Consider the following 22,426-nt stretch of genomic DNA (forward strand, 5'->3'; position numbering starts at 1 on the left):
CGGATGTTGTGGGCTCGCGCGGCGGCGCTCGGTTTCTTCGCCGCCTTCGTCTGGGCAGCCGGCGTGTATCCGATGGGCGACACATGGCTGCCCGTCGTGTTGCTGGCCTATGCGTGCCTGCTGTGGTGGCGCGCCGACCTGTGGCTGCTTGCCTTGCCTGCCTTGTTGCCGGTGCTGGACCTCGCTCCGTACACCGGCTGGTTCTTCCTCGAAGAGATAGATCTGCTGCTCATGTTGACGGCAGGCTTCGCCTACTGGCGCCATCCCCGTCCTTCGCTATCCGGCAATCGCGCGCCGCGCGGCCAGGTGGGCCAACGACAGCCCGGCGCCACCGACCTGCCGCATTGGCCGCCGCTGTTTCGCGTGGGCTTGCTGCTGTTGGGTGCGGCTGTCGCGCTTGGGCTGTGGCGCGGCTTGCAGCCTTGGCCGGCAGTGGACGCCAACACCTTCAACAACTACCTGAGCCCGGCCAACGCCCTGCGTGTCGGCAAGGCATGGTTTTGGGCGCTGGTGCTGTTGCCGGCGCTGCGCCAGGCCGTCGGCCCCCAGTTGGAAGGAGTGCGTCAACGGCTGATTCCCGGCATGCTGCTCGGCCTGGCGTTGGTGGCGGCTGCGGCGATTCGCGAGCGCGTGCAGTTCACAGGCTTGCTGAATTTTTCCAGCGACTACCGCATCAGCGCGCCATTTTCGGCCATGCACACAGGCGGCGCCGCGCTGGATGGCTATCTGGCGCTGACCATCCCGCTGATCGCCATGTGGTTGGCGCCTCACATGGGCGCGCTGCGCAAGACCGTGGCGCTACTCTTGTTGCCGTTGGCCTGGTACGTCGCGCTCGCCACCTTCTCACGCGGCCTCTATCTAGGGCTGGTTGTGACTGCGGCGATGTTCGCCGCTCGCGGGCTGACGACACTGGGGACGCGCGCTGTGGCGCTGGCAATCGGCGCGGCACTGGCGGTTCTGTTGCTCGACGCGGCATTTCGCTCCGGCGGCTACCGCGCCTTCCTGCCACTCCTGCTCCTGCTGGGCGTGCTCATACTTGCCGCTCGCCAGCACGCGGCCATATCGCTGGCGGCGCTACTGCTGCTGGGCTGCGCCATCCCGATCTATCACGGCTACTACACCAATGTCCGTTTCGCCAGCGTCGACAAGGACTGGGCGACACGCGTCCGGCATTGGCAAAACGCCTTGGCAATGGTAAACAACAGCTTGTTCGGCATGGGACTGGGCACCTTTCCCACCCGCTATTACTGGCACAATCCGCAGCGCGAAGTACCGCCCGGCTACCAATTCATCGACCAGGCCGGCAACCGCCATCTGCGCCTGTCGGCCGGTCTCTACGCGGCAGGCTACGGCGAACTGCTACGCATGCTGCAAGACGTGACGGTGCAGCCTCGCCAGCAATATCTGGTGGCGGTGGACGTATCGAACAGCGGCCCGCCAGCCTTCCTGCACATCAACCTGTGCCAGCGGCAACTGCTTTATCCACAAAACTGCGTCGCCGTGCCGCTGCGGCAAATCCCGCACGCGCCGGAATGGCAGCGCTACTTTTACCCCATCAACTCGGGCGCGCTTGGCAACAACAAGCTGCCGCTCAAGCTGGAAATCGCCGCCGAAGGCCAGCAAGCCATGCTCGACATCGACAACGTCAGCCTGCGCGCCGTACCGGATGGCCACGAACTGCTGCGCAACGGCAGCTTTTCAAACGCCAACACCGGTTGGTTCTTCAGCAGCGACCGCAACCACCTGCCATGGCACCTCAAGAATCTTGCCCTGAACCTGTATTTCGAAACGGGCTGGCTGGGCCTCGGCGCCTACGGCTTGCTGCTGTTCAGCGCCACCGCCGTGCTGCTCAGGCGCAGTGACACGGCCTTGCTGGCCGCATTCGCAGCCTTCCACATCGTTGGCCTGTTCGACAGCCTGCTCGAGGTGCCGCGCATCACCCTTCTGTCCATGCTGCTGCTGTGCGCAGCCACCCTGCAAGCCAAGGAACCGACATGAAACTCTTGCTCTCCCTGCTATTTCTGCTGACGCCAGCCCGTGCCGACGAACTGATCCAGACCATCGCCGACATCAAGCCATCCGTGGTCGGCATCGGCAGCCTGCAACAGATGCGCGGACCGGCGATCGGTTTCGTTGGCACCGGCTTCGCCGTCGACGATGGCCTGACGGTGATCACCGCCGCCCACGTGGTGAACGACCTCATCAACAGCGGCCAAAGCGCCACACTGGGCGTGCTGATACGCGCCGGCGACAGCGCCTAATTCCGCGCCGCCACCGTCGCTACACTAGACAAGGACCACGACCTGGCGCGCCTGCGCATCAAAGGCCCGGCCCTGCCGCCGCTGAAAATCGGTGATTCCAGCAAGGTGCGCGAGGGCAAGGCGCTGGCTTTCACCGGCTTTCCGCTCGGCATGGTGCTGGGATTGCACCACGTGACGCACCGCTGCATCGTCTCCGCCATCACGCCGCTGGCCACGCCGGCCATCACCGCGCGCCAACTCGACCCCAAGGCCGCGCGCCAGCTGCAAAAGCCGGTGTACGCGGTGTTCCAGCTGGACGGCACCGCCTATCCAGGCAGCAGCGGCAGCCCGTTGTTCGACCCGGCCACCGGCGAGGTGGTCGGCGTCGTCAACATGGTGTTCGTCAAAGGCGTGAAGGAGTCGGCCATCAGCGCGCCAAGCGGCATCACCTACGCCGTGCCAGCCAACTACCTCAAAGCCGCCCCGCCACCAGACGGCCGGTGATACCCGGCTCATCCCATGTCGGGAAGAAATACGGATAGAAGGAGCGCTCGTTGCCGTGCTGCTCCATCAGGCCGCCAAACTTGCGGATCTGCTCGCCCATATAGTCCAGCTCCAGCCGCAGCAGCACGGCCGGCGCGCCCACGCGGGTGCACTCGCGCTCTCCGCCAAAGTCGCGGAAGCCCAGCATGCGCTTGTAGAACATCACATGGCGCGGATTGACCTCGATCACGTAATCGGTGTAACCGTGGATGTTGTGGGCATAAATATAGGAAATGTGTATCAGCGCAGCAAATACGCGCTTGGAAACGCCTTTGTCGATGGCCAGCCGGGAAGGCTCGCACAGCCGGCGATGCTGGCTGCGCAGGTCATCGAGTTTGTCGCGGAAATTTTCGTCAGCCGGCAGGCCGACCTCGTCATTGTCCAGGCATAGCGACATGGTGCCGACGGTCTCGCCGCCGGTTTCGGCAAACAACGTGATTTTATTCGGCGAATGCATCACGCCGGGGTCCACGGCGTAGCCGCGCCAGCCATACATTTTTTTTAGCAGCAGGCTGGCTGCCTCGCGCCGGCCTTGCGAGTTGGCCATGCGGATGTGGAAAGTTTGCTGGTCCAAGGGATGATCCAATGCGGCTTCGGCCTGGCCTTCGCCGACCACGAGGTCTCGCAAACCTGTGCTGACCTCAAAAGAAACGATAGCGTCTTCATGTTGCACGGTGGGCTTCCTGTCTGGTGGTTCATACTCCTGAGACACCCCGCTCAGCCAGAAAGTTCCCATGAAATTGAAAAAATTTCGCAAAAGCTAGAACCAGCCCTCCGGGATGACCAGGATGTCGCCCGGAAGTACCGCGATATCGGCTGAAATATCGCCATCGCGCAGCAAATCACGCAATCGTACCGGCACGCTCTGGCGTTTTCCATCCACCGTGCGGATGATATTGGCCTTGTTGCCTGCCGCGAAATCGGTGATACCGCCGACCGCGATCAGCACATCCATCAGCGACATGCCTTGCCGGTAAGCCAGCGCCTGCGGCCGCGCCGCCTGGCCGATCACGCGGATTTGCTGGTTGTACGGGCCGACAAAGCTGGTGACGATCACCGTCACCATCGGCTGCTGGATGTATTTGCCGAGCGCCTTTTCGATATCGCGCGCCAGTTCGGTGGACGTCTTGCCCGCCGCCTGCAAGTCCTCCACCAGCGGGGTGGTGATCTTGCCGTCCGGGCGCACCGGCACGCTGAGCGACACTTCGGGGTTGCGCCAGACATTGATATTGACCACGTCGCCGGCGCCGATCTGGTAATCGCGCTGTTCCGGAAGCGTCTCGGGCACATCGAGCGCAACGCGATGGGCGCAGCCAGTCGCCAGCGCCGCCAACAAATAAATCAAAGCACGCATGATGAATCCTCCTCGCCATCATGATTCAGAAATCCCGCCGGCCTCTGCTTGATATGCCTCAACGACTGTCCAGTTGAGAAAAATATAATCGGAATTCCTGCGGCCTACGTTGGGGGAATCGGAACATGGAGGAACTGATCAGCCAGCTGATATCCAGCCTGAAAGGGATCTGGAAGTACCGCTGGTACGCCATTTCGGTCGCCTGGCTGGTGGCCGCCGCCGGCTGGGTCAAGGTGACCCTGCTGCCGGACGACTACCAGACCACCGCGCGCGTGTTTGTCGACACGCAAAGCATTCTCAAACCCCTGCTGGCGGGCATGACCAGTGTACCGAATATCGAACAGCAGGTTTCCATCATGAGCCGTACTTTGCTGAGCCGTCCCAATGTCGAGCGCGTGATGCGCATGGTGGACCTGGACATCAATGCCCGCACCCCGCGCGAGCAGCAACAACAGCTGGAAGAGCTGATGGGCAAGATCCGCATCAACGGCACCGGCAACCTGGACATCTACACCATCACTTACAACAACCGCAATCCGCGCATGGTGCGCGACGTGGTGCAGTCGCTGCTGACGATTTTCGTGGAAGGCAGCTTCAAGGGCAAAAGCGGCGAGACGCGCAAGGCGGTCCAGTTCATTGACGAGCAGATCAAGGCCTACGAAGACAAGCTCACCGCCGCCGAAAACAGCGTCAAGGAATTCCGCCTGAAAAACAACGGCCTGCTGCCGCGCCAGGGCGTGGATTACAGCGGTCAGTTGATGCAATCGTCGGACGCCCTGAACGCCGCCCGGCTGGAGCTGGCCGAGGCCGAACAGGCGCGCAAGGCCATCGCCAACCAGATCAGCGGAGACGAGCCCATCCTTGGCGCGGACGTGACGCCGGCCGCCATCGACAATCCCGAACTCGACGCCCGCATCTCCACCCTCAACAAAGGCCTGGACGCGCTGCGGATGCAATACACCGAACTGCATCCCGACATCATCGCCGCCAAGCGGCTGGTGGCGCAGCTGGAGGAACGCAAGATCGAAGAAAGCAAGCTCAAGCAGAACGGCGACCCCGGCAAGAATTACAGCCCCATGCTGCAACAACTGAAGGTGGCGCAGACCGAGGCCGAGGCGCGGGTAGCCGCCATCACCGCGCGGGTGCAGGAATTCACCCTGCGCCATCAGCGCTTGCTGGCCCAGGTCAACGCCGTGCCGGAGGTGGAAACCGAACTGGCACAGCTCAACCGCGACTACCAGATCAACAAGGACAATTACGAAAAACTGATCGGCCGGCGCGAGGCGGCCAAGCTGTCGGGGGACCTCAGCTCCACCACCGAGATGATGAGCTTTAAGATCATCGATCCGCCCACCGTGCCGCTGACGCCCATCGGCCCCAATCGCGTGCTGCTGTACTCGGTCACGTTGGGCGCGGCGCTGCTGATGGGCGTGGCAACCGCGCTGCTGATCAGCCAGGTCCGGCCCACTTTTCTCAGCCCGGCCGAATTACGCAATCGTACCGGCCTCAACGTGCTGGGCACCGTGTCCATGAACTGGACCGACGCGCAACGCGGCAAGCAACGGCGCAGCAAATACCTGTTTGGCATCGCCCTGTCCTGCCTGTTTGCGGCCTACGGCGTGGTGCTGGTCGCCAATATGTTGCGCTACTAGGAGATGCGCATGCGCCATGTAGAACTGAATCTGGCCCGTCTGCACCAGCTCGGCATGGTGACGCAGGAAGGCGGCCGTACGGCGGTGGCCGAGGACTTCCGCATCATCAAGCGGCCTCTGCTACGCAACGCGCGCGGCGACCACGAAACGCCGGCCGTCCACCACGGCAACCTGATCGTGGTCACCAGCGCCATGCCGGGTGAAGGCAAAACTTATTGCGCGGTCAACCTGGCCATGAGCATCGCCATGGAAATGGACATCACCGTGCTGCTGGTGGATGCCGACGTGGCGCGGCCCTCGGTGCTGAAGGTGCTGGGCCTGCAACCGGAACCGGGCTTGATGGACATCCTGCTGGGCGATAAAACCGGCCTGGCCGACGTCATTTTGCGCACCAACGTGCCGACCCTGAGTCTCCTGCCCGCTGGCCGCGCCAACAAGCATGCCACCGAACTGCTGGCCAGCCGCAATATGCGCCAACTGCTGACCGAAATCGCCGAGCGCTACGCCGACCGCATCGTGATTTTCGACTCGCCGCCGCTGTTGATGACCACCGAAGCCGGCGTGCTGGCGGGGCAAATGGGCCAGGTGCTGCTGGTGGTGGAATCCGAGCGCACCAGCCAGCACGCCGTGACCGAGGCGTTGCGCCATCTTGAGCGCTGCCCGCACGTTCACCTGATCTACAACAAAAGCACGGCTTTCCCGGGCACTGAATATCATGGTTATTATGATTAGCCTCAAGCCGCGTGGCCTGACCGTGCTGGTGCTGCTGACCTTGCCGGTGGCCGCGATGCCGTCCGACTTGAACGTCACGCCCACCCTGCGCCTGCGCAGCAGCTACAGCGATAATATGAACCTGGCCGCGCCCGAACAGGCACGCAGCCAATTCACCAGCGAAATCTCGCCCGGGGTACAAGTCATTTCCAGCAGCCCCAGGCTGCAACTGGCGCTGTCCTACACCCTGCAAAAAATCGCCTACACGCGCCAGCCGGACCGCACTGCCCAGCAACTGGACGCCAGCAGCCACGCCGAGGTGCTGCCTGACTGGCTGTTCCTCGACGCCCGCAGCGGCATCAGCCAGCGCAATGTATCGGCCTTTGGTCCGCAGCTGATCGATCCGACCCAGCAAACCGGCAATAGCAGTACCGTCCACAGCACCGCCATCAGTCCCTACCTGCACCACTATTTTCGCGGTCTGGCCACCGCAACGCTGCGCTACGATTACCAGCGGGTCGGCAGCGGCGGCTTGCTCGATGTGCGCAGCAACGCCGCCAGCCTGCTGCTGACCGGTGACAACGGCGGCAAAGGCTGGAACTGGGATCTCAGCCTGCGCCGCACGGAAATGGATGACGCCGCACTCCCTCCGGTGACCATGAGCAACGCCAGCCTGACGCTCAGCTATCCCTTCAACAGCAGCCTGTCATCCTTCGTGACGGCCGGCTACGAAAAACAGGACTACCATTCAGTCAGCGCCCAGCCGCAGGGCCAGTTCGGCTCGCTGGGCGGCGTGTGGACGCCATCCCCGCGCACCCGCCTGGCCGCCAGCCTCGGCCATCGCTATTTCGGCAAGACCTGGAGTCTGGACGCCAGCTACCGGCTGCGCAGCATGTTCTGGACCTTGAGCTACAACGAAGACATCACCACCAACCACGGTGAATTCCTCAGCATTCCGCCAACCGGGCTCAGCGATTTTCTATATGAGCTGTGGGCCACGCGCATTCCGGACCCGCAACTGCGCATCAAAACCATCCAGCTGTTCCTGGCGATTTCGCAGGCCATGGGCAAGGATGGCAACGTCAATTTCTTCAGCCACCGCTACTACCTGCAAAAGCAGGCGCGGCTGTCCGGCGTGTACAGCACGCCGCGCACGGCACTGGCGCTGCACCTGGCCAGCACCGGCCGCACCGCGCAAACCAGCAGCGCCATCGACAGCGTCCTCACCGGCCCCGACCAGTTGACGCTGACCGACCGCACCCGCCAGGACAGCGTGCAACTGGGCTGGAACTGGCGCACGTCGGCGCGCGGCAACCTGACCGTGGGCGCCAGCCACAGCCGCGCCCGCTCGCTGAGCACCGGCCGTTCCGACCGCAACACCGCGCTGACGCTGACCCTGACGCGCCAATTGTCCAGCCGCATCAGCGCCAGCGCCGACCTGCGCCATGTGCGACACACCAGCAGCGCCGGCGGCAACTACCGTGAAAACGGCGCCGGCATTGCCCTCAACATGACGTTTTAACCGGAGCTCGCCATGCTACGGCCCTACCGCATCGTCTGTGTCATCGCCGCCCGCCCCAATCTGATGAAAATGGCGCCGCTGCTGCGTGCCTTCGCGCCGCAGGAAAGCCAGGTCGAAACCATTCTGGTCCACACCGGCCAGCACTACGGCGCCGACATGGATGCCCAGTTCTTCGACGCGCTGGAACTGGCCCAGCCGGCGTTCCGCCTCGATGTCGGCTCCGGCAGCCACGCGGTGCAAACCGCCGAAGTCATGCGTCGATTCGAGCCAGTGCTGGAGCAAACCGTGCCCAGCGCCGTGCTGGTGGTGGGCGACGTCAACTCCACCCTGGCTTGCGCGCTGACCGCAGCCAAGCAGGACATCCCGGTGCTGCACGTCGAGGCCGGCCTGCGCAGCTACGACCGCAGCATGCCGGAAGAAATCAACCGCGTGCTGACCGACCAGTTGTCGGAGCTTTTGTTCACCAGCGAGACCAGCGGCACCAGCAATCTGCTGCGCGAGGGCGTGGCGGCGCACCGCGTGCACTTCGTCGGCAACGTGATGATCGACACCCTGCTGCGCCAGCTGCCCAGCGCGCCGTCCACTGAAGATGTGCTGCGCCAGGCGCATCTGGCCGGATTCTTCACCGACGGCACCCCGTACGCATTGCTGACCCTGCACCGTCCCGCCAACGTGGACGATCCGCAACGCCTGCGTGCCCTGATGACGGCCATGGTCAAGCTCAGCGAGGACGTGCCCGTGCTGTTTCCGCTGCATCCACGCACCCGCAACATGCTCAAGCACTTCGGCCTGGCGCATCTGATGGACGCGCCGCGCCTGGCCTGCCTGCCACCGCAGTCCTACCAGAACATGTTGGGCCTGATGAAGAACGCCTGCATGGTCCTGACCGATTCCGGCGGCGTGCAGGAAGAAACCACCGTCCTGCGCGTGCCTTGCCTGACCCTGCGCGACAACACCGAACGCCCGGTCACGGTGTCCGAGGGCAGCAACGCCATCGCCGGGCGCGACCCGTCCGTCATTCTGGCGCTGTGCCGTGACATCCTGCGCTACGGGGGCAAGGTCGGCCGCATTCCGCAGTACTGGGACGGCCGCGCCGCCGAGCGGGTGGCCGCCGTCACCACCACCTGGCTACAAAACCGCCGGGAGCGGCGGCCATGAACGCCCTGACCATCGACGTTGAAGACTACTTCCAGGTCTCCGCCTTCGACGACCACATACCGCGTACCGACTGGCCGCACTGGCCGTGCCGGATCGAGCGCAATGTCGACCTCATCCTTGGCTTGCTGGAACGCCACGGCGTGCACGCCACCTTTTTCACGTTGGGCTGGATTGCTGAACGCTATCCTGCCCTGGTGCGCCGCATCGTCGATCAGGGCCACGAGCTGGCCAGCCACGGCTACCACCATCTGCGCGCCAGCGAACAAACCCCGGCCGAGTTTCGCCACGACATCGACCTTAGCAAGCAACTGCTGGAGCAGCTGTCCGGTCAGGCCGTGCTGGGCTACCGCGCGCCCAGCTTTTCCATCGGTCGGCGCAATATGTGGGCGCTGGATTGCCTGCATGCCGCGGGCTACCGCTACAGCTCCAGCATTTACCCGATCCGCCACGACCACTACGGCATGCCCGACGCACCACGCTTCGCCTGGCATCCGGCCGGGCAATCCGGCGTGCTGGAACTGCCGGTCAGCACCGTGCGCCTGCTCGGACGCAATCTGCCGGCCGGCGGTGGCGGCTACTTTCGCCTGCTGCCGTATGCGGTCTCGCGCTGGGCTTTGCGCCGCATCAATTCGCGCGATGGGCAAGCTGGCATATTTTACTTTCACCCTTGGGAACTCGATCCAGACCAGCCTGTGCCGCAAGGCATCGGCCTGAAAACCCGGCTGCGCCACTACCTCAACCTGCGGCGCACGGAAGCGCGCCTGCACCGGCTGCTGGCCGACTTCCGCTGGGGACGCATGGACCACATCTTTCTGGGAAACGCATAATGCCGCACTACACCGTCGGGCTGATGGGATCGCAAGACCGCGCGCGCTGGGATGATTTCGTCCAGCGCTGCCCGGACGCGACCTTCTTCCACCGCGCCGGCTGGCAACGGGTGATCGAAGAAGGCTTTGGCCATCCCACCTGGTTCATGTACGCGGCCGACGGCGCGCACATCCGCGCGATCCTGCCGCTGGCGCAAATCAACAGCCGCTGGTTCGGCAACACCCTGTGCTCGCTGCCGTTCTGCGTCTACGGCGGGATAGCCGCTACCGACCCGGCCGCCGCCCAGGCGGTGGATGAAGCGGCACAACAGCTGGCCGGGCGGCTGCAAGTCGACCATCTGGAATACCGCCACACCCAGGCGCGCCATGCCGACTGGGAACATCGCCCCATCTACGCTACCTTCCGCAAGCCCTTGCACGCCGAACCCGACGTCAATATGCTGGCCATCCCGCGCAAGCAGCGCGCCATGGTGCGCAAAGGCGTGGCAGCCGGTCTCTCCAGTACGCTGGAGGCCGACACCCGCCGCTTTTTCGATTGTTACGCCCGCAGCGTGCACCGGCTCGGCACGCCGGTATTCAGCCGCCGCTACTTCAGCCTGCTGCAACAGGTGTTTGCCGAGGACTGCGAAGTGCTGTGCATCGAGCAGGCGCGGCGGCCGGTGTGCGCGGTGCTCAGCTTCCGTTTTCGCGACGAAATCCTGCCCTACTACGGCGGCGGCGGCGAGCAGGCGCGCGCCTTGGCCGGCAACGACTTCATGTACTGGGAAGTGATGCGGCGCGCCTGCGCCGACGGTTGCACCCTGTTCGACTTCGGCCGCAGCAAATACGGCAGCGGCGCCTTTGCCTTCAAGAAAAACTGGGGCTTCGAGCCGCAGACGCTGCACTACGACTACCGGCTGTACCGGGGCAGCAAGCTGCGTGATGTGCAACCGCTGAATCCAGGCTTCCAGCCCCTGATCAAGGCCTGGCGCCTGCTGCCGCTGCCGCTGGCCAACCTGATCGGCCCGCATATCGTGCGTCAACTGGGATAGCCATCATGCGCGACTTGCTCTTCCTCTGCCATCGCCTGCCATTCCCGCCCAACAAGGGGGAAAAGATCCGCGCTTACCACGCGCTGCAATACCTGCGGCGGCATTTCCGCGTGCATCTGGGCAGCTTTATCGACAGCGAGGAAGACGCCGGCTACGCCGACCAACTGGCCGCCGATTGCGCCAGCAGCTGTTTCGTGCGCATGCCGCCGCACTGGGCGCGTCTGTCCGGCGTGTCGGCCCTGCTGCGCGATGAAGCGCTCAGCCTGCCGTATTTCCGCAACGCCAGTTTGCAGCGCTGGGTTGGCAAGACGCTTGCGCAACACCCCGTCAGCGCCTGTCTCGCGTACTCTGGGCCGATGGCGCAGTACGTGCCGTTCAGCTCGCCGCACGGGCCGCTGTGGCGAGTGTTGGATCTGGTCGATGTCGATTCCGAAAAATGGCATGGCTATGCCGACAACAAGCCCTGGCCGCTTTCCGCCCTGTACCGGCGCGAAGGCCGCCTGTTGCTGGATTTCGAACGCAAGGCCGCCGCCGAATTCGACCGCGTGATGCTGGTTTCCCCGGCCGAGGCCGAGCTGTTCCGCCAGCGCGCGCCGGAATCCGCGCACAAGATTGATTACTACAGCAACGGCGTCGACAGCGGCTATTTCTCTCCGCACGCCGGGCATCCATCGCCGTTTGGCGCCGCGCGCGCCATCGTCTTCACCGGCGCCATGGATTACGAACCCAATATTGACGCCGTCAGCTGGTTTGCCGAGCGCGTGATGCCTCCGCTGCGCACGCAGCACGCGGATCTGGAATTTCACATCGTCGGCTCGCGGCCGGTGGCGCAAGTGCGCGAGCTGCAACGCTGGCCTGGCGTGCGCGTCAGCGGCACCGTGCCGGACGTGCGGCCGTATCTCCAGCATGCCGCGCTGGTCGTCGCGCCGCTGCGCATTGCGCGCGGCATCCAGAACAAGGTGCTGGAAGCGATGGCGATGCAGAAAATCGTGATTGCCTCGCCCCAGGCGCTGGAAGGCATTCAGGCGGCGGCCGGCGAAGAAGTGATTTGCGCCCGGGGTGGCGCGGAATTTATCAGCGCCATCTGCCAGCAACTGCACGCACCGGACCAGCGCATCAGCATCGCCGCCCGCCGGCGTATTCTTGACGACTATCGCTGGAGCCTGAATTTGCAGCGGCTCGGACGCGTGCTCGGCGTGGAAGCGCAAGCGCCTGCCATGGAGCCGACGCCATGAACGCCGGCCGCGCCGCGCTGCTGTCGCCGCGCCCGCCATCGCCGGCTGGGCGGCCGCTGCCATCGACAAGCTGGGCGCACGTCTCCCTGTTCGTGGCCCTGCTGGCCTTGCTGCTGATTTACCTGCCTACAACCAGTGCCATCGTCAGCATCTGGTGGCGCTCGCCTACTTTCAACCACGGTTTCCTGATCCTGCCCGTGGCTGGCTGGTTGATCGCGCGCCGCCGTGAACAACTGGCGGCCGTCACGCTACAACCCTGGCCGCTCGCGCTATTGCCATTGACCGCGCTGGGAGCGCTCTGGATGTTGTCGGCCGCCGCCAACGTACAAGTGTTGCAGCAATATTGCCTGGTCCTGATGTGCATCACTTCAGTTGTCGCCGTGCTGGGACCGGCGCTCGCCGGCGCCATCGCCTTCCCGCTGGCCTACACGCTACTGGCGGTGCCGTTTGGCGAAGTCATGATCCCGCCGCTGATCGATTTTACCGCCCGTTTCACCGTAACGTTGCTCCAGGTCAGTGGCATCCCCGTATTCCACGAAAACAATTTCATCTCCCTACCCAGCGGAAACTGGGCGGTGGCGGACGCGTGCAGCGGCTTGCGCTACCTGATCGCTTCGCTTGCGCTGGGCATGCTGTATGCCGCCGTCAGTTATCAGAGTGCGCTCAAGCGGCTGGTTTTCATCGCCGTGGCGCTGGTGCTGCCGGTGATCGCCAACGGCTTGCGCGCCTGCATCGTGGTGCTAATTGGCCACTGGAGCGATATGAAACTGGCCACCGGCGTCGATCATCTGGTCTACGGCTGGGTATTTTTCGGCATCGTGATGGCCTTGCTGTTCTGGTGCGGCGCCGGGTGGAGCGATCCGCCTCAGCCGCCTTCGCTGCAAAGCGCCGTGGCCGCCCATAGCGCCTCCGGCGGCCGCTTCGCCGGCATCGCTGCGGCGGCGGTCGCCATCGGCGCAGTCTGGCCGCTGCTGGCCGGCATAGTTCTGCGCGCGCCCGCTGCGGACCTGTCATCCGAACCGGAACTCTCGCTCGGCCCGCCGCCGCCGCCATGGCGCGCCGGCGCCATGCGGCCCGGCGACTGGCAAGTTATGCATCGCGGTCAACCACAGCGCATTTCCAACACCTACCGCGACGGCCATCGTGCGGTTTCGCTGCAACTGACCTGGTACCGCCATCAATCGGAGGGGGCGGAACTGCTGGCGCCGGTACGGCGCACGGTGGTGTCCGGCATGCCGCAATGGGAAGAAGTCCACAGCGAGCGGCGCACCCTGCGCGTGGGCAGCCGTCTCCTGACCGTGCGCCAGTCCGTGCAGCAGGCCGCCAGCTACAAGCTGCTGGTGTGGCGCTGGTACCGGCAGGCTGGGGTGGAAACCGTCAGTCCACAACACGTGAAGCTACTGCTGGCCAAGTCGCGCCTGCTGGGTGGTGCCGACGCCGGTGCGGAAATCGTCCTGTCCGCCGCCTACGACGAACAACCCGCCTCAGCCGAAGCCGCCATGCACGATTTGCTGGCCGCCATGTTGCCCGCCATCGACCGGAGTCTGCGCCATGTCGAACACTGAGAGCGCGCCGCTGATCGTGCATCTGATCCACCGGCTGGATGTCGGCGGGCTGGAGAACGGGCTGGTCAACCTGATCAACCACCTGCCGCCCGGGCGCTACCGCCACGCCATCGTCTGCCTGGAAGATTCCAGCGACTTTCGTCTGCGCATCACGCGGCCGGACGTGGAAATCGTCAGCCTCAACAAACGGCAAGGCAAGGACTGGGCCCACTACCTGCGCCTGTTCCACACGCTCAAACGCTTGCAGCCGCAACTGATTCACACCCGCAACCTCCCCGGGATCGAGGCGCAGTTGCTGGCGGCCGCGGCCGGCGTGCGCCTGCGCATCCACGGCGAGCATGGCCGCGACATCAACGATCTCGACGGCAGCAAGCGCCGCTACCGCCTGCTGCGCAAGCTGCTGCTGCCGCTGATCGGCCACTTCATCGCCGTCAGCAAGGAGCTGGAGCATTGGCTGGTGAGCAGCATCGGCGCGCGTCCACAGCGCGTCACCCACATTTGCAATGGCGTCGACAGCTTGCAGTTTCATCCCCGCCTGGCTCCGCGCGCCGCGATCGGGCCGCCGGGCTTCGTCAACGAGCAAGCCTTCGTGATCGGCTGCGTGGGCCGCATGGCCGAAGTCAAGGACCACCTCACGCTGGTGCGCGCTTTTGTCGACCTGCTGGCGCAAGCCCATCTCAATCCCGAACGGCTGCGGCTGGTCATCATCGGCGACGGCCCTTGCCGCGAGCCTTGCCTGGAACTGCTGCACGCGTCCGGCGTCGCCGCCCAGGCCTGGCTGCCCGGCGTGCGCCACGACATCCCGCAACTGATGCGCGCCATGACCATTTTCGTCCAGCCTTCGCTGGCCGAGGGCGCCTCCAATACCGTGCTGGAAGCCATGGCCAGCGGTCTGCCGGTGGTGGCCACGGCGGTCGGCGGCAATCCGGAGCTGATCCAGAGCGGCTGGACCGGCACCCTGGTGCCGCCGCACGATCCCACCGAGCTGGCGGCTGCCATCGCCGATTACTACCGCATTCCCGGCCTCGCCGCACAGCATGGCGCGCGCGCCCGCCGCCGCGTCCTGAACGAGTTCAGCATGACCGCCATGGCCGACGCCTACCTGGCCGTGTACGACCGCCTTACCCACCAGCCATCGAAAGGATAGCCATGTGCGCGATCGCCGGAATTTTTGATCTCTACCAGCAGGCCGACATCGATCCAGCCTTGTTGCAGCGCATGACGGACATCCAGCAACACCGCGGCCCGGACCAGCGCGGCCTGCACCGCGAGCCGGGTGTCGGCCTGGGCCACCGGCGCTTGTCCATCATCGACTTGTCCGGCGGCCAGCAGCCCCTGTTCAACGAAGACCACAGCGTGGTGGTGGTCTACAATGGCGAGATCTATAACTTTCCGGCCCTGATGCGCGAACTGCAACAGTTCGGCCACATCTTCCGTACCCAGTGCGACACCGAGGTGATCGTCCACGCCTGGGAACAATGGGGCACGCGTTGCGTCGAGCATTTTCGCGGCATGTTCGCCTTTGCGCTGTGGGACCGCCGCCAGCGCAGCCTGTTCCTGGCGCGCGACCGTCTCGGCGTCAAGCCCCTGCACTACGCCGTGCTGGACAACGGCCATCTGATCTTCGCCTCGGAAATCAAAGCCCTGCTGGCACACGACCAGCTGCGCCGCGATCTCGATCCACTGGCCATCGAAGACTATTTCGCCTACGGCTACATCCCCGAACCGCGCAGCGTGTTTCGCCAGATCCGCAAACTGGAGCCGGGCCACACTCTGCTGGTGCGCCACGGCAGCGCGCCGGGTCAGCCACGCCGCTACTGGGACGTGCCGTTCCAGCGGCACAGCATCATCAGTCCCGAGCACGCGGCCGACGAGCTGATCACCCGCCTGCGCGAAGCCGTGCGCATCCGCATGGTGGCCGAAGTGTCGCTGGGTGCCTTCCTGTCCGGCGGCGTGGATTCCAGCGCTGTGGTGGCGATGATGGCGCAAACCTCCGATGCACCGGTCAACACCTGCTCCATCGCCTTCGACGATGCCGGATTCGACGAGTCGCCCTACGCCCACATCGTAGCCGAGCGCTATCGCACCAGCCATCACACCGAGCGCGTGCAACAGCACGACGCCAGCCTGGTCGACACCCTGGTCAACCTCTACGACGAGCCGTTCGCCGACAGCTCCGCCCTGCCCACCTACCGCGTCTGCCAACTCGCGCGCAAGCGTGTGACGGTGGCCCTGTCCGGCGATGGCGGCGACGAAAACCTGGCCGGTTACCGCCGCTACCGTTGGCACTTGCACGAGGAACGCATGCGTGCGCTGTTGCCGTTGGGCTTGCGCAAGCCGGTGTTCAGCGCGCTGGGCAAGCTTTATCCCAAGGCCGACTGGGCGCCACGGCCACTGCGTGCCAAGAGCACGCTGGAGGCGCTGGCGCGCGATTCGGTGGCGGCCTATTTCCACGGCGTCAGCATCATGAAAGACGAGATGCGCGAGCAACTCTTCAGTTCCTCGCTCAAGCGCGACCTCGGCGAGTACCGTGCCATCGACGTGTTGCGCCGCCATGCGGCCACGTGCCCGGCCGACGATCCGCTGTCGCAAGTGCAATATCTTGACCTGAAAACCTACCTGCCAGGCGACATCCTGACCAAGGTCGACCGCGCCAGCATGGCGCACGGGCTGGAGGTGCGCGTGCCGCTGCTCGATCACAAGCTGGTCGAATGGATATCCGGGCTGCCGCCGGACCTGAAGCTGCAAGGCGGCGTCGGCAAATACCTGTTCAAGCAGGCGCTGACGCCGTATCTGCCCGGCGATTTGCTGTACCGCCAGAAAATGGGCTTTTCCGTGCCATTGGCCGACTGGTTCCGGGGGCCGCTAAAAGCGCGCCTGCAAGCCAGCCTCGCCAGCCCGGTGCTGGCCGGCTGCGACATGTTCAATCTCGGCTATATCCAGCAACTGCTGCACCAGCACCAGAGCGGCCGGCGCGACCACAGCGCCCCCCTGTGGTCGCTGATGATGTTTGAATCCTTCCTGCGCCAGTTGCTGAAAGAACCCGGGCACAGCGCAGAACGACAGGCGGCATGATGCGCATCCTGCACATACTCGATCATTCCGCGCCGCTGCACAGCGGCTACACCTTTCGCACGCTGTCCATCCTGGCCCAGCAGCGCAAGATGGGCTGGCACACTATCCACCTGACCAGCGCCAAACACGGTCCGGACGGCGGCGAACAGGAAATCGACGGCTGGCACTTCTTCCGCACTCCGCCGGCGCGGCGCTGGTGGACGCGCTTGCCGCTGCTGGGGCAGTTGTCTATCATCAGCGGCCTGAGCCGGCGCATGCTGCAAATCGCCCGCACCACCAAGCCGCAGTTGCTGCATGCACATTCGCCTTCGCTGAACGCGATCGCCGCTCTGCGCGTGGGCCGGGCGCTGAAGATTCCTGTCGTGTACGAAATCCGCGCCTTCTGGGAAGACGCCGCCGCCGATCACGGCACCAGCCGCCCCGGCGGCCTGCGCTACCGGCTCAGCCGCGCGCTGGAAACCTACGCCCTGCGCCGTGTGGCCGCAGTTACCACCATTTGCGAAGGCCTGCGCGAAGAGATCATCGCGCGCGGCATCCCGGCTTCGCACATCACTGTCATCCCCAACGCGGTCGACAGCCATCGCTTCCGCGCCGCGCCGCCGGTCAACCGCATGCTGGCCCGGCTGCTGGAATTGCGCGGCCAGCCGCTGATCGGCTTCATTGGTTCGTTCTACGCTTATGAAGGCCTGGCGCTGCTGGTGCAAGCGTTGCCGCGCATGCTACAGGCCCTGCCGACGCTGCAATTGCTGTTGGTCGGCGGCGGTCCGCAGGAAGTGGAACTGCGGGCACTAGTCGAACGCCTCAGCCTGCGCGACAAAGTCCGCTTCGCCGGCCGCGCGCCGCACGACCAGATCGCCGAGTACTACAGCTTGATCGACATCCTGGTCTATCCGCGCCTGCCGATGCGCCTGACCGAACTGGTCACGCCGCTGAAACCGCTGGAAGCCATGGCCCAAGGCCGGCTGATCGTCGCTTCCGACGTTGGCGGTCACCGCGAAATGATCGAGCACGGCAAAACCGGCATGCTGTTCAAGGCTGGCGATGCGGAAGCGCTGGCCAGCCAGGTGATCCATCTGGCGCAGCACACCGAGCTGTGGCCGGCGCTGCGCCGCCAGGCCCGCGACTACGTCGAGCGTGAGCGCAACTGGAGCGCCAGCGTCAGCCGCTACGCCGGCATTTACCAGCGCCTGCTGGCGCCCGTGCCATGAAAGGCCTGCGCATCGCCCTGATTGGTCCGTTGCCGCCCCCAGCCGGCGGCATCGCCAATCAGACCCTGCAACTGGCCACACTGTTGCGCGAAGCCGGCGCCACGGTGGAACTGGTGCAGGTCAATCCCCCCTGGCGGCCGGCGTGGACGGCGCAGATACGCGGCGTGCGCGCTGCGCTGAGGCTGCCGCCCTATCTCTGGCAACTGTGGTGCGCCGCCGGCCGGGCGCAGCTGCTGCACGTGATGGCCAATTCCGGCTGGTCCTGGCATCTGCAAGCGGCGCCGGCGATCTGGGTCGGGTGGCTGCGCGGCAAGGCTGTGGTGCTCAATTACCGCGGCGGCGAGGCGCCAGCCTTCATGGCGCGCAGCGCCACCCTGGTGTGCTTCAGCCTGCGCCGGGCGCATGCCGTCATTGTTCCATCCGCTTACCTGGCGCGGCTGTTCAGGGGATACGGCATCAGCACGCAAATCGTGCCGAACGTCGTCGATCTGGCACGCTTCCGGCCGGCGCCACGCCGGCCCGGCACTGCGCAGATTCTGATCGCCCGCCATCTTGAGCCGCTTTACGACCACGCTACTGCCCTGCACGCCTTCGCGCTGCTACGTCAGCGCCTGCCAAACGCCCGGCTGATCATCTGCGGCGAAGGCCCGGAACTGCCACGCTTGCGCATGCTGGCGCTCAGCCTGCAACTGCAAACCGCCGTGCATTTTGCCGGCAAGGCTGATCGCGCCGCCATGGCCTCGCGTTACCGGCAGGCCGATCTCGCGCTCAATCCCAGCCTGGCCGACAACATGCCCAATTCCGTGCTGGAGGCGTGGGCCAGCGGTGTGCCGGTGGTTAGCACCAATGTCGGTGGCGTGCCGGATCTGATCCGCGACGGCGTGGATGGTCTGCTGGTGCCACCCGGCGATGCCGAGGCCATGGCGGCCGCCATGTTGCGCCTGCTGACCAGCGCACCGGAGGCGCAACGATTGGCAACGGCAGGCTGGCAAAGCGCGCAACGCTACAGCTGGCAACGGGTTGCGCCGCTATTGCAGGCCCAATATCGGCGCGTGCTCCGGCGTCCGCCGCGTTCTGGCTATACGGCGCTGGTGTCCAGCCTATTGTTTCCGTTGCACGAACGCTTCAAGCGCCACGACAGCGCGGCATTGCTGGGGCCGATGGAGGCCAGCCAGTGGTGGCCGCTTGAACACATCGAAGGCCTGCAAGTCGAACGCCTGCGGGCCCTGTTGCTAAATGCCTCGGAACATGTGCCTTATTATCGCCAGATGTTTGCCCGTATCGGCTTCGACGCCACCCGTGTGCACGATGTGCGCGACCTGCGCTGCCTGCCCGTGCTGCGCAAGACTCACATCAACGACAACCGCGACGACTTCATTGCGGACGATGCGGGCGAGCTCAAGCGCTTGACCACCGGCGGTTCCAGCGGTGAACCGCTGATTTTCTACCTTGGCAAGCAGCGCATCAGCCACGACGTGGCCGCCAAGTGGCGCGCAACGCGCTGGTGGGGCGTCGACATTGGCGACCGCGAGGCGGTGATGTGGGGCTCCCCCATTGAGCTACACGCCCAGGACCTGTGGCGCGCGCGCCGCGACCGGCTGATGCGTAGCGATCTGCTGCCTGCCTTCGACCTGTCCCCGGCAAGGCTGGACGAATATCTCACCCGCCTGCAAAAGCAGCGCCCGGCCATGCTGTTCGGCTATCCGTCAGTGATGAGCCTGCTCGCGCAACATGCCAGGCAGCGAGGGGTCGCGCTGGACCGGCTTGGCGTGCGTGTGGTGTTCGTCACCGCCGAGCGCCTGTATGAAGAACAGCGCGCCACGCTGACCGAAGCTTTCAACGCGCCGGTCGCCAACGGCTACGGCGGCCGCGACGCCGGTTTCATCGCGCATGAATGCCCGGAGGGCGGCATGCACATCACGGCCGAAGACATCATCGTCGAGATTCTCGATGCGCAAGGCCAGCCGGTCGCGCCCGGCCAGGACGGCGCCATCGTCATCACCCACCTGGCCAGCCGTGATTTCCCGCTGATCCGCTACGCCACCGGCGACGTCGGCGCGCTCGATCCGCGTCCCTGCCCGTGCGGACGCGGCCTGCCGCTGCTGCAACGGGTTGCAGGCCGCACCAGCGATTTCGTCGTAGCCCGCGATGGCACCGTCATGCACGGCTTGGCCCTGATCTACATCCTGCGCGACTTGCCGCAAGTGCGCGCCTTCAAGATTATCCAGGAAAGCCTCGACTGCACGCGTGTGCTGCTGGTGAGCGTTGACGGCCTGCCACCCTCGCTGCGGCTCAGCATCGTCACCCAGTTCCGTGCGCGCCTCGGCGAGTCGGTGGAAATTGTGATCGAAGAAGTATCGGTCATTCCGGCCGAGGCTTCCGGCAAACATCGCTACGTCATCAGCAAAGTGGGAGCGCCCTCATGCCCTTAATCCTCAGCACCCTGACCATCTTGCTGCTGGCTTACACCCTGCACAAGCTGCGCCGCGCCCATCTGCTGCTGTTTGAACTGCGCGACCAGTCGCGGCAAGACAACGCCGACCTGTTCCGCCAACTGGAAGCGTTGCAAGGCCTGTACGCCGAGCTCGACCTGAAAACCAGCCTGCCGCCGACACGTGGCTGGGCGGCGTCGCCGGATTTTCTGCTGGAACTGGCCCGCCACGCACGCACCGCGCGGCCGCTGAGCGTGGTGGAATGCAGCAGCGGTGCCTCAACGCTGGTGCTGGCGCGCTGCATGCAGCTGAACGGCGCTGGCCGAGTGCTGAGTCTGGAACACGATCCCCATTACGCCGCGCAAACGCGCGCACAACTGCGGCATCACGGCTTGCAGGACTGGGCGGAGGTCCTGGAGGCGCCGCTACAGGAGCACACACTGGGCGGCGACGCCTGGTCCTGGTATGGCACGGATGATTTGCCCGACGGCCTGAGCATCGACCTGCTGGTAATCGACGGTCCGCCCCAAGCCACCGGCAGCATGGCGCGCTATCCCGCCGGCCCCCTGTTGTTCCCACGTCTGAGCGCCGGAGCAAGCGTCTTTCTCGATGACGCCGCCCGCAGCGATGAAACCGCCGTCGTGCAGCGCTGGCAGCGCGAATATCCGGCGCTGGTCCATGCCACGCGCACCTGCGAAAAAGGCTGCGCCGTGCTTACAAAACCGATCTGACCATGGCGGTCTCGGCGGCATGTTCACGATGATACCGCTCGCGCGCTTCGCGCTGCGCGGCCTGATGCCCGGCCAGCGAGGCTGGCGTCAGCTCCACACCAAAATCCTTCTGCCCGAAAATACGGGCAAGTATCATCGCGCCGACATTCACGCGGTAGTGCGAGGTTTCCCAGTAATTCGTCATATCCGGCTGGCCGCTGACCTGCGGCGGCGCTTCCGTCGTCACGCTGTTAAAACCGGAAAAATCAAACAACCGCACATCGCACCCTTGTCGCCGATGATGGTCGGCCAGCGCCGTCAACCGGCCCTGCCATGATTCCAACGCCGGCCACTTGCCTTTCCAGTACAGCGCGTCGCTGGTCATGGCGTGGGTGGGATTCACGTACAGCCGCAATTGCGTGCCGTCGCGGCACAACGCCGCGACGCTGCGCTCCAGCTCCTGCATGGCATCCGGCGTCGGCCCGCCGCCGCGCGCAAAATCGGCCACGCGCGGCAGGATGGCGGCGCTGGTGCCGCCGAGACTGTCGATCCGGTCGCGCACGCAACGACCGTCGCGCTGGCCAAGCAGGGCCAGGCTGGACTGGCACACCCGTCCGAACGTGCCACGCAGCACACGGATGGAATCCAGCGTCATGTCCACACTCAGCGCGCGCTTGAGGTTGATGAGCCAGCGCCGCCACAAATAAAAACCATCCGCCGCCACCAGATCGCGGTCAAAGTCGGTATTGCCGATTTCCATGGAAAACGATGGCGCGTCGATGCCCCAGACCACAGTCTCCAGCCGGCTGACAGCGGCAGCATGCCGCACCATCGCCGCCGCATCGCCCAGCGAGGCGCCCGACAGCGCGGCATTGAACACGCGCCGTCCGCCGAACCAGTCTGTTTGCACCGGCAGTCCCAGTTCGGTGCGCGAATTGCCGACATACAGCACCTGTGGCCGCAAGTGCGCCAGCGCGTAGGTCTTGCCCCACGGGCTGAGCTTTTCCCGCCCCGGCAGCAGGCGCTGCAAGTGTGGCGTGTCCCACTGATGCGTCAGGTACGGATCGACCTGATAATTGAGCGTACCCACGGCGCCCGTCACCAGCAGGCTGACGCCGCAAAAAAGTAAGACGTAGCTGCGCCATTCGGCTTGAGTGTCCATG

Annotated in this window: 19 protein-coding genes; 16 read left to right on the top strand and 3 right to left on the bottom strand. The window is 65.0% G+C overall.

Translation table 11 applies throughout. The features are described 5' to 3' along the window. Positions 1–3 precede the first annotated feature (3 nt). The 3 genes from GM676_RS02220 to GM676_RS31990 are packed head-to-tail and all read left to right on the top strand — an operon-like array spanning position 4 to position 2,744. Positions 4–1,998 (top strand): hypothetical protein, encoded by a 1,995-nt coding sequence (locus GM676_RS02220; protein WP_155461736.1) that lies wholly within the window; start codon positions 4–6, stop codon positions 1,996–1,998. Beyond that, entirely contained in the window at positions 1,995–2,261 is a 267-nt protein-coding gene (locus GM676_RS31985; protein WP_229262480.1) for a serine protease, read from the top strand. The genes GM676_RS02220 and GM676_RS31985 overlap by 4 nt, the downstream gene beginning before the upstream one ends. 57 nt (positions 2,262–2,318) lie before the next feature. Continuing rightward, complete coding sequence (locus GM676_RS31990) at positions 2,319–2,744, top strand: trypsin-like peptidase domain-containing protein (RefSeq protein ID WP_371866089.1); 426 nt, start codon at positions 2,319–2,321, stop codon at positions 2,742–2,744. Here the strand turns inward: GM676_RS31990 and GM676_RS02230 are convergent. Together GM676_RS02230 and GM676_RS02235 are read right to left on the bottom strand one after the other, a co-directional pair. Next, positions 2,713–3,357, bottom strand: coding sequence for an N-acyl amino acid synthase FeeM domain-containing protein (locus GM676_RS02230; RefSeq protein WP_229262481.1), 645 nt, complete (start codon positions 3,355–3,357; stop codon positions 2,713–2,715). The two genes, GM676_RS31990 and GM676_RS02230, sit on opposite strands and share 32 nt — an antisense overlap. 186 nt (positions 3,358–3,543) lie before the next feature. After that, the gene (locus GM676_RS02235; RefSeq protein ID WP_155461738.1) at positions 3,544–4,137 is read right to left on the bottom strand and encodes an XrtA/PEP-CTERM system exopolysaccharide export protein; all 594 of its coding nucleotides are present in this window, start codon (positions 4,135–4,137) and stop codon (positions 3,544–3,546) included. A 125-nt stretch (positions 4,138–4,262) separates the two neighbouring features. Between GM676_RS02235 and GM676_RS02240 the strand changes: the two genes are divergently transcribed. From GM676_RS02240 to GM676_RS02300, 13 genes are read left to right on the top strand one after another with little or no spacing between them, the layout of a single operon-like run. Then, a complete protein-coding gene (locus tag GM676_RS02240) occupies positions 4,263–5,789 on the top strand; it encodes an XrtA system polysaccharide chain length determinant (RefSeq protein WP_155461739.1) in 1,527 nt (508 codons plus the stop codon). Between the two features lie 9 nt (positions 5,790–5,798). After that, the gene (locus tag GM676_RS02245; protein WP_308936666.1) at positions 5,799–6,521 is read left to right on the top strand and encodes an XrtA-associated tyrosine autokinase; all 723 of its coding nucleotides are present in this window, start codon (positions 5,799–5,801) and stop codon (positions 6,519–6,521) included. Next, positions 6,505–8,022, top strand: a complete 1,518-nt coding sequence (locus GM676_RS02250; RefSeq protein ID WP_155461741.1) for a TIGR03016 family PEP-CTERM system-associated outer membrane protein — start codon at positions 6,505–6,507, stop codon at positions 8,020–8,022. The genes GM676_RS02245 and GM676_RS02250 overlap by 17 nt, the downstream gene beginning before the upstream one ends. A 12-nt stretch (positions 8,023–8,034) precedes the next feature. Beyond that, a complete protein-coding gene (gene wecB, locus GM676_RS02255; protein WP_155461742.1) occupies positions 8,035–9,180 on the top strand; it encodes a non-hydrolyzing UDP-N-acetylglucosamine 2-epimerase in 1,146 nt (381 codons plus the stop codon). Next, complete coding sequence (locus tag GM676_RS02260) at positions 9,177–10,007, top strand: XrtA system polysaccharide deacetylase (RefSeq protein ID WP_155461743.1); 831 nt, start codon at positions 9,177–9,179, stop codon at positions 10,005–10,007. Before wecB ends, GM676_RS02260 begins: the two co-directional genes overlap by 4 nt. Further along, positions 10,007–11,038, top strand: coding sequence for a FemAB family XrtA/PEP-CTERM system-associated protein (locus GM676_RS02265; protein WP_155461744.1), 1,032 nt, complete (start codon positions 10,007–10,009; stop codon positions 11,036–11,038). Before GM676_RS02260 ends, GM676_RS02265 begins: the two co-directional genes overlap by 1 nt. A 5-nt stretch (positions 11,039–11,043) precedes the next feature. Further along, on the top strand, positions 11,044–12,273 hold the full coding sequence (locus GM676_RS02270; protein WP_155461745.1) for a TIGR03087 family PEP-CTERM/XrtA system glycosyltransferase: 1,230 nt from the start codon (positions 11,044–11,046) through the stop codon (positions 12,271–12,273). Further along, positions 12,270–13,838, top strand: a complete 1,569-nt coding sequence (gene xrtA, locus GM676_RS02275; RefSeq protein ID WP_155461746.1) for an exosortase A — start codon at positions 12,270–12,272, stop codon at positions 13,836–13,838. The genes GM676_RS02270 and xrtA overlap by 4 nt, the downstream gene beginning before the upstream one ends. Beyond that, complete coding sequence (locus GM676_RS02280) at positions 13,825–14,985, top strand: TIGR03088 family PEP-CTERM/XrtA system glycosyltransferase (RefSeq protein ID WP_155461747.1); 1,161 nt, start codon at positions 13,825–13,827, stop codon at positions 14,983–14,985. The genes xrtA and GM676_RS02280 overlap by 14 nt, the downstream gene beginning before the upstream one ends. A gap of 2 nt (positions 14,986–14,987) precedes the next feature. Next, positions 14,988–16,913, top strand: coding sequence for an XrtA/PEP-CTERM system amidotransferase (locus GM676_RS02285; RefSeq protein ID WP_155461748.1), 1,926 nt, complete (start codon positions 14,988–14,990; stop codon positions 16,911–16,913). After that, positions 16,913–18,121, top strand: a complete 1,209-nt coding sequence (locus GM676_RS02290) for a TIGR04063 family PEP-CTERM/XrtA system glycosyltransferase (protein WP_155461931.1) — start codon at positions 16,913–16,915, stop codon at positions 18,119–18,121. The genes GM676_RS02285 and GM676_RS02290 overlap by 1 nt, the downstream gene beginning before the upstream one ends. Continuing rightward, positions 18,118–20,553, top strand: coding sequence for a glycosyltransferase (locus GM676_RS02295; protein WP_155461749.1), 2,436 nt, complete (start codon positions 18,118–18,120; stop codon positions 20,551–20,553). The genes GM676_RS02290 and GM676_RS02295 overlap by 4 nt, the downstream gene beginning before the upstream one ends. After that, positions 20,544–21,284, top strand: a complete 741-nt coding sequence (locus GM676_RS02300) for a class I SAM-dependent methyltransferase (RefSeq protein WP_155461750.1) — start codon at positions 20,544–20,546, stop codon at positions 21,282–21,284. The genes GM676_RS02295 and GM676_RS02300 overlap by 10 nt, the downstream gene beginning before the upstream one ends. Here the strand turns inward: GM676_RS02300 and GM676_RS02305 are convergent. Further along, positions 21,268–22,425 carry a hypothetical protein gene (locus GM676_RS02305; RefSeq protein ID WP_155461751.1) on the bottom strand — a complete coding sequence of 386 codons (1,158 nt, stop codon included), beginning with the start codon at positions 22,423–22,425 and terminating at the stop codon, positions 21,268–21,270. The two genes, GM676_RS02300 and GM676_RS02305, sit on opposite strands and share 17 nt — an antisense overlap. Between the last annotated feature and the right edge of the window lies 1 nt (position 22,426).

It is taken from the genome of Duganella radicis (assembly GCF_009720825.1).
Taxonomy (GTDB): Bacteria; Pseudomonadota; Gammaproteobacteria; order Burkholderiales; family Burkholderiaceae_D; genus Rugamonas; species Rugamonas radicis.